Source organism: Nostoc sp. NMS4, assembly GCF_017115095.1.
In the GTDB taxonomy this organism is placed as follows: domain Bacteria; phylum Cyanobacteriota; class Cyanobacteriia; order Cyanobacteriales; family Nostocaceae; genus Nostoc.
The window spans coordinates 1-7066 of the sequence record NZ_JABXKI010000408.1 but is presented as its reverse complement, the minus strand read 5'-3'; the positions used below and the strand labels follow the sequence as shown (position 1 = coordinate 7066).

8 protein-coding genes are annotated in these 7066 nt (G+C 44.1%); 5 read left to right on the top strand and 3 right to left on the bottom strand.

The window, feature by feature from the left end:
• Positions 1-219 (bottom strand): hypothetical protein (locus HWQ37_RS32885; RefSeq protein WP_292755347.1); only part of this gene is annotated, 219 nt, incomplete at its 3' end.
• Positions 220-385: 166 nt separating this feature from the next.
• Here HWQ37_RS32885 and HWQ37_RS32880 point away from each other — a divergent pair.
• Both HWQ37_RS32880 and HWQ37_RS32875 read left to right on the top strand, forming a co-directional pair.
• The gene (locus tag HWQ37_RS32880; RefSeq protein ID WP_292741094.1) at positions 386-616 is read left to right on the top strand and encodes a DUF433 domain-containing protein; all 231 of its coding nucleotides are present in this window, start codon (positions 386-388) and stop codon (positions 614-616) included.
• Entirely contained in the window at positions 613-984 is a 372-nt protein-coding gene (locus tag HWQ37_RS32875) for a DUF5615 family PIN-like protein (protein ID WP_292755345.1), read from the top strand. The genes HWQ37_RS32880 and HWQ37_RS32875 overlap by 4 nt, the downstream gene beginning before the upstream one ends.
• A gap of 2 nt (positions 985-986) precedes the next feature.
• Here HWQ37_RS32875 and HWQ37_RS32870 read toward each other — a convergent pair whose 3' ends face one another.
• Entirely contained in the window at positions 987-2300 is a 1314-nt protein-coding gene (locus HWQ37_RS32870; protein WP_292755343.1) for an ABC transporter ATP-binding protein, read from the bottom strand.
• A 196-nt stretch (positions 2301-2496) separates the two neighbouring features.
• On the opposite strand from HWQ37_RS32870, the gene HWQ37_RS32865 reads away from it, so the two are divergent.
• Both HWQ37_RS32865 and HWQ37_RS32860 read left to right on the top strand, forming a co-directional pair.
• A complete protein-coding gene (locus HWQ37_RS32865; RefSeq protein ID WP_292755341.1) occupies positions 2497-3753 on the top strand; it encodes an FAD-dependent oxidoreductase in 1257 nt (418 codons plus the stop codon).
• Positions 3754-3991: 238 nt separating this feature from the next.
• Entirely contained in the window at positions 3992-4564 is a 573-nt protein-coding gene (locus HWQ37_RS32860; protein WP_292755339.1) for a single-stranded DNA-binding protein, read from the top strand.
• Positions 4565-4574: 10 nt separating this feature from the next.
• On the opposite strand, the gene HWQ37_RS32855 is transcribed toward HWQ37_RS32860, so the two are convergent.
• Positions 4575-4862 (bottom strand): cytochrome P450, encoded by a 288-nt coding sequence (locus tag HWQ37_RS32855; protein ID WP_292755337.1) that lies wholly within the window; start codon positions 4860-4862, stop codon positions 4575-4577.
• Positions 4863-4910: 48 nt separating this feature from the next.
• On the opposite strand from HWQ37_RS32855, the gene HWQ37_RS32850 reads away from it, so the two are divergent.
• Positions 4911-6725: a proline--tRNA ligase gene (locus HWQ37_RS32850; protein ID WP_292755335.1), complete on the top strand. Its 1815-nt coding sequence runs from the start codon at positions 4911-4913 to the stop codon at positions 6723-6725.
• Positions 6726-7066: the final 341 nt, after the last annotated feature.

Sequence of the window (7066 nt, the reverse complement as noted above, 5' to 3'; positions counted from 1 at the left end):
GTTTTGAGGTACTCCAAAGTCGTGTTGAGGTACTTCAAAGTCGTGTTGAGGTACTTCAAAGTCGTTTTGAGGTACTTCAAAGTCGTGTTGAGGTACTTCAAAGTCGTGTTGAGGTACTTCAAAGTCGTGTTGAGGTATTCCAAACTTTGTCGCACCGCAATCAAGTACACAGGTGCGTAGGCGTAGCCCGCCGTAGGCATCGCTTTCATAAATCTCCACAAACAAAGCGATCGCTTGACTTTTAAAACAATCGCTACAATTATCCTTAAGTGAAGATTAGCAATCAGTTAGCCTGGAAGGTGGTAAAAGTTCAATAATAAAAAAGATTGACACAGCCATTTTTGGTTTCTCAATCCTATAACCTTACTCCCATTCTACAAAAATTATGCAAAATCTCACTAGAATTACTCGTAATCCTGAAGTGATGGGCGGCAAACCTTGTATTCGAGGAATGCGTGTCACCGTTGGTACTGTCGTTGGCTTAATGGCATCTGGACATAGCAATAGCGACATCCTTAAGGCATATCCCTACCTCGAAGAAGCCGACATCTATGAAGCACTTGCCTACGCTGCATGGAGAGCTGAAGAGATTGAAGTGCCTCTTAGAAGTGCATGAAAATTTTGATTGATATGAACCTTTCCCCTGATTGGGTTGCGGTTTTTGAGAGGTACAATATTTCCTCTGTCCACTGGTCTAGCGTTGGCGATCGCTGTGAGAAAGATTCAATAATTATGGAATGGGCAAGAACTAATGGATATATCGTTTTTACTCACGATTTAGACTTCGGTTCCCTGCTAGCTGCGACAGGTGCTAATACTCCCAGTGTCATTCAGGTTCGTACCCAGGATGTTTTGCCGAACAGTATCGAAAATCTAGTTATTTCAGCCCTGAATCAGTTTGAGTCCTCACTAGAGACAGGCGCATTGGTTACTGTTGACCAAGCCCAATCCAGGGTGCGTATTCTACCAATTAGGCGCGGATAATTCTAGGGAAATATCGCTAACTCAGTTTCTGGATCAAAAAAGTGAATTTTCTCTGGAGTTAGCGATAACCAAAGTTGCTCACCAGGTTGTACAAATCGGTCTGGTGGTATTCGCACTTGTAGAGAATTGGCTGTAGTCGCAGGTTGAGATCCTGGTTCGGCAATCTTCACAGCGAGAAAGGAATCGTTGCCGAGATTTTCTACCAAATCTACTTGTACTGGTAGATTTTTGGTGGCGGGCATACTCAAGTTTAAATGTTCTGGGCGAATGCCTAAAATTAGAGTTTTCCCATCATATTTTTGTAAAGCTTTTCCCCAGACTTGCGGGAGGGTGAAACGAAGCTGGGAATGAGTAATTAATAGAGGGGCATGAAATTCTACAGAAATAAAATTCATCGGTGGTGAACCAATGAACTCTGCGACAAAAAGGTTTGCAGGGCGGTTATAAAGTTCTAAGGGAGAAGCAACTTGCTGAATTTTACCCTCAGACATAATCGCAATGCGATCGCCCATTGTCATCGCTTCGGTTTGATCGTGAGTGACGTAAATTGTCGTTGTCCCCAATTGGCGCTGCAATTTGACAATTTGAGCGCGAGTTTCCGCCCGGAGTTTGGCATCTAAATTAGAAAGCGGCTCATCCATTAAGAATACTTGAGGGTCACGGGCGATCGCTCTTCCCAATGCAACCCGTTGTCTTTGTCCCCCAGAAAGCTGTTTGGGTAAGCGATTCAACAATGTTTCGATTTGCAACAGTTGAGCAACACTACGCACCTGCTGATCCACCGCCCGTTCTTGATCAGAAACATAACGCAGTCCTTTAGGTAGCTTTCTTGTCGCCCCCACAAAAAGATTTTCAGCCCATGTCCGAATATAGGGAGTATTTTCTCCTCTGCTCCCCTGCTCCTCTGCTCCCCTGCTTCCCCTGCGGCGTAACCCAAAGGCGATGTTATCATACACCGTCATGTGAGGATAGAGGGCGTAATTTTGAAACACCATTGCGATGTCACGTTCTTTGGGTGGTAAATCATTAATTAAGCGATCGCCTACCCAAATATTACCGCCAGTCATCACTTCTAACCCGGCGATTAATCGTAGCAAGGTGCTTTTACCACAACCAGAAGGGCCTACCAGCACCATAAATTCGCCATCTGCGATCGTCAGGTTAATTCGCCGTAAAACGTTAACAGTTCCCGCACGTTCTTGCACTGCGTCAATTGTCTCCCCAGGCGTGAGGGGAGATTGGGTTTGTGAGGTAACAGTTTCCCCTTTACGCGAGGAAAAACTTTTATAAACGTTTTCTAAAGTAACTTGGGACACAACTAATTTGGGGATTGGGCATGGGGCATTGGGCATTGGACAAATGACTAATGACTAATGACTAATGACCAATGACCAATGACAGTTTAGCGCCAATCATAATACACGTTCTATGTAAATACGAAAAGTTAAAAAAATAGCTTACACCACCAAAAGCAAACTACTCTAAATTTAAGGGCTGTCAGGAGGTGTTGTGATGACTACCGATGTACCTAAAAATCTTTCCCAAGACCCAAGTATTAACCCTATCCATGACATTGTAGACGTACAAACCACAGATTGTTGCATTGTGGGTGGGGGACCGGCAGGAGCAGTATTGGCACTGTTGTTAGCGCGTCAAGGCATTTCTGTGATGCTGCTGGAAGCACACAAAGACTTCGATCGCGACTTTCGCGGCGATACTATTCATCCATCGGTGATGGAAATTATGGAAGAATTGGGACTTAGCGATCGCTTGCTAGAACTTCCCCATACCAAAATGCGCCAAATTAGTATTCAAACTCCTCAAGATACTGTAACTTTGGCAGATTTTAGTCACCTGAAAACCCACTACCCCTACATTACAATGCTTCCCCAGGTAAAATTTTTGGAGTTTATTACCCAAGAAGCACAAAAATATCCTAGTTTCCGTCTGGTAATGGGTGCAAATGTACAGGAATTAATTAACGAAAATGGTGTGATTCAAGGTGTCCGCTATCGGGGAGGTGGTGGTTGGCATGAAATCCGGGCAATACTGACAGTGGGTGCAGATGGTCGCCACTCACGTTTACGCCACCTGGGTGAGTTTGAATCCATCGAAACGTCGCCGCCGATGGATGTCCTCTGGTTCCGCGTACCCCGTCACCCAGAAGACCCAGAAGGGGGAATGGCGCGTTTTCGTCAAGGTAAAATCATTGCTATGCTTGACCGTGGTGATGAGTGGCAAGTTGCTTATATCATCCCCAAGGGAGGCTATCAACAAGTGCGGGCTGAGGGTTTGGAGGAATTAAAAAAATCTGTTGTTGAAGTAGTGCCAGAATTCCAGCAACGCATCCAAAATTTACATGACTGGTCAAAAATAGCCTTTCTCTCAGTGGAGTCCAGCCGTGTCAAACGTTGGTATCGTCCAGGATTATTACTCATCGGTGATGCTGCCCATATAATGTCCCCCGTTGGTGGAGTTGGGATTAATTACGCCATTCAAGATGCTGTAGTGGCGGCGAATGTACTCAGCAAACCGTTCCAGAACCGACAAGTACAACTTAGCGAGTTAGCAAAAGTACAACGTCAACGAGAGTTACCTACACGGATCATTCAGGCATTTCAAACTTTTATCCAAAAGCGGTTATTTGCCCCCGTTCTCGCCTCAAATAGCACCTTTATACCACCTGCGTTTTTACGCTTACCCATCTTGCGCGATCTTCCAGGTAGGTTGATCGCCTTCGGTGTTTTTCCTGTTCACCTCAAGACTTAATTTTTGACAATAATTTTTTCTATTTGAAGAATGGGTGGTACAATCATACTACTCAATGCAGAAATTCAATGCTCAATTTAGTCAAGCGAGGGTGGCGGGCGGCATACTTAATGCTGTTCAAAGCGATCGCTTGGCTTTTATGCTAGAAAGTAAGAATTCTTCTTCATAATTAATTGTCACTACATAGAAAAACCCCCTCTTTTTGAACCAGTACTTTTTACAGTCAGGAGTAATTTTAATGAACAGCTGTGTTTTGATGGCGGAAATTATTAATGAGCCGCAACTGCGCTATACAGCCGATAATCTGGGAGTTACAGAAATGCTGGTACAGTTTCCCAATTCCCAGAAGCCAGAAGATCCGCCAGCTACGCTGAAAGTTGTCGGCTGGGGGAATTTAGCCACAGAAATTCAGCAAAACTACCACCAAGGCGATCGCGTCATCCTGGTAGGACGTTTAACGATGAATACTGTTGAGCGTCAAGAAGGTTTTAAAGAAAAACGCGCTGAATTGACAGTACAACAAATTCAATCTGTTGGAGGTAGTTTTAATACCGATCCATTGCCATCAGCAGATGTAACTCCATCATTCACTGAAACTGCTCCCCGCCAACCATCAGTATCTCGTCCTCCACAGAAAGAAGTTCCCAGTTACGATTCACCACGTCCAGCGCCTACTCCGGCGACAAGTCCTGTTGGTGTTACTCCTCAAGCGCCAAGTTACGAACCCGTACCCCAACCGACAAATTATGAGCGAACCACTTACCCAGCAGTGAAAGAGCAAGAACCAGATCCAGATGATATTCCGTTCTAAAAGTTGCTAGTTAAGCGATCGCCTCTCTATCCAATGATGATGAGAAGCGATCGCCAATTTTAACTATTTCTATAACAGAACACTCAAGCTTTCCAGTCCATGCACCAACAGTGTTGGAATTGGTTATAAGAGTCTGGGTTGAGTCAACGCAAAGGTTAGGAAATTCTTCCAGTAAAGCCTTCAGTGCAATCTTGGCTTCTAGTCGAGCTAAAGGTGCGCCCAAACAGAAATGAATTCCATTACCAAAGGCAAGATGTTTTGTGTAGCCCCGATTTCTAATCGCCTGGTATATTTGCAAAGGTGAGATGCTCCCAACAAATTAGTGATTCTGGAAAGGGATTAAACGATGCGACTTTCAAAAATGTTATTTGTTACACTACGGGATGATCCGGCTGATGCTGAGATTCCCAGCCATAAATTATTACTCCGTGCAGGTTATATTCGTCGCATCGGTAGCGGTCTTTATGCTTATCTCCCGTTAATGTGGCGGGTACTACAAAAAGTTTCCCAGATTGTGCGGGAAGAAATGAACGCTACAGGCGCACAAGAATGTCTTTTGCCACAATTACAACCGGCTGATTTATGGAAGGAATCGGGACGCTGGGATACTTACACCAAAGCTGAGGGAATTATGTTTTCCCTAATTGACCGCCGTGAGCAACAATTAGGATTAGGCCCAACTCATGAGGAAGTCATCACAGCGATCGCTCGTGATATGATTCGCTCTTATCGCCAGCTACCACTACATCTCTACCAAATTCAAACCAAATTCCGCGATGAAATTCGTCCCCGTTTTGGTTTAATGCGCGGACGAGAGTTTATCATGAAGGACGGCTACTCATTCCACACCGATGAAGCCAGCCTCAAAGAAACTTACCAGGATATGTATAAAGCCTACAGCAATATGCTGCGACGTTCTGGTTTAGCTTTTCGGGCAGTAGAAGCCGATTCTGGTGCAATTGGTGGTTCTGGTTCCACAGAATTTATGATTTTGGCGGAAGCTGGCGAAGATGAAGTTCTCTACACCGAAGATGGCAAATACGCCGCTAACGTAGAAAAAGCTGTTTCTTTACCAATTGATGCCGAAACCTCACGGTTTACAACCTACGAGAAACGCGATACACCTGGAACAGAAACCATTGAAAAAGTTTGTCAACTCCTCGACTGTTCTCCAACTCAATTAGTGAAAAATGTCCTTTATCAGACAGTTTATGATAACGGTATAACGGTGTTAGTTCTGGTGAGCATCCGAGGCGATCAGGAAGTTAATGAAGTCAAGTTGCAAAATGAATTGACTAAATTAGCTGCTGAGTATGGTGCTAAAACGATTATCAGTTTAAATGTACCAAATGTTGAAGCGCAGCAAGCATGGACATCTAAATCTTTACCTTTAGGCTACATTGCGCCAGATATTGCCGATGAGTATATTAACGCTAATAAACAGATCCATCCTAAGTTTTTGCGCTTAGTGGATCAAACAGCCGTTGATTTAAAAAACTTTGTTACAGGTGCAAATGAAGCTGGTTATCACGTAGTTGGTGCTAATTGGGGTGAGCAATTTAAGTTACCAAACGGTGTAGTAGATATACGAAAGGCAAAACCAGGCGATCGCGCCATTCATAACCCAGAACAAACCCTCGCAAGCGCCCGTGGAATCGAAGCCGGTCACATCTTCCAGTTAGGTACTAAATATTCCCAAGCGATGGGTGCAAATTATACCAATGAACAGGGTGAAGAAAAGCCGCTATTTATGGGTTGTTTTGGTGTAGGTGTGTCACGATTGGCACAAGCTGCCGTAGAGCAATCTTACGATAAAGATGGGATTATTTGGCCAGTTGCGATCGCACCTTATCACGCGATCGTCACAATTCCCAACATAAAAGATGCTCAACAAATCGAAATCGCCCAAAAACTTTACACAGAACTCAATCAAGCGGGAATTGAAACCCTATTAGATGACCGTGATGAACGGGCGGGAGTGAAATTTAAAGATGCTGACTTGATTGGTATACCTTATAGAATTGTAACTGGACGCGCGATCGCTAATGGCAAAGTTGAAGTTGTAGAAAGAGCTACCCGTAAATCTCAAGAAATTGTCATTGATGAAGTTACAACTACGCTTAAACAGTGGATTAGCAAAGCAATAGACGGTAAAGATTAAACGCAAAGGTGAGGCAGCGCGGTCTTGGGGGTTTCCCCCATGAGCGACTGCCGACGCAAAGGGAAGCGCAGAGGTTCGCGGAGGATCTTTTGTGAGAAATACTCAGCGTTCCTTTGCGTTGTAAATTTAATCTTCAATCATCTCTATGAAGAATCAGATTTACATAATTTGGTAGGTGACGGATTAGAAGTAAAAATTCTAAAATTGAGTTAGGGACTTACAGAATTAAAAGGCATTCAAGTCTCCATCTACGTTATAGGAAACTCTCTACTTATAAGTATCGTCGTTAACCAGGCTGCTCCTCACATAACTACCATATCAGCCCTCAGTTAGGAAGGTTT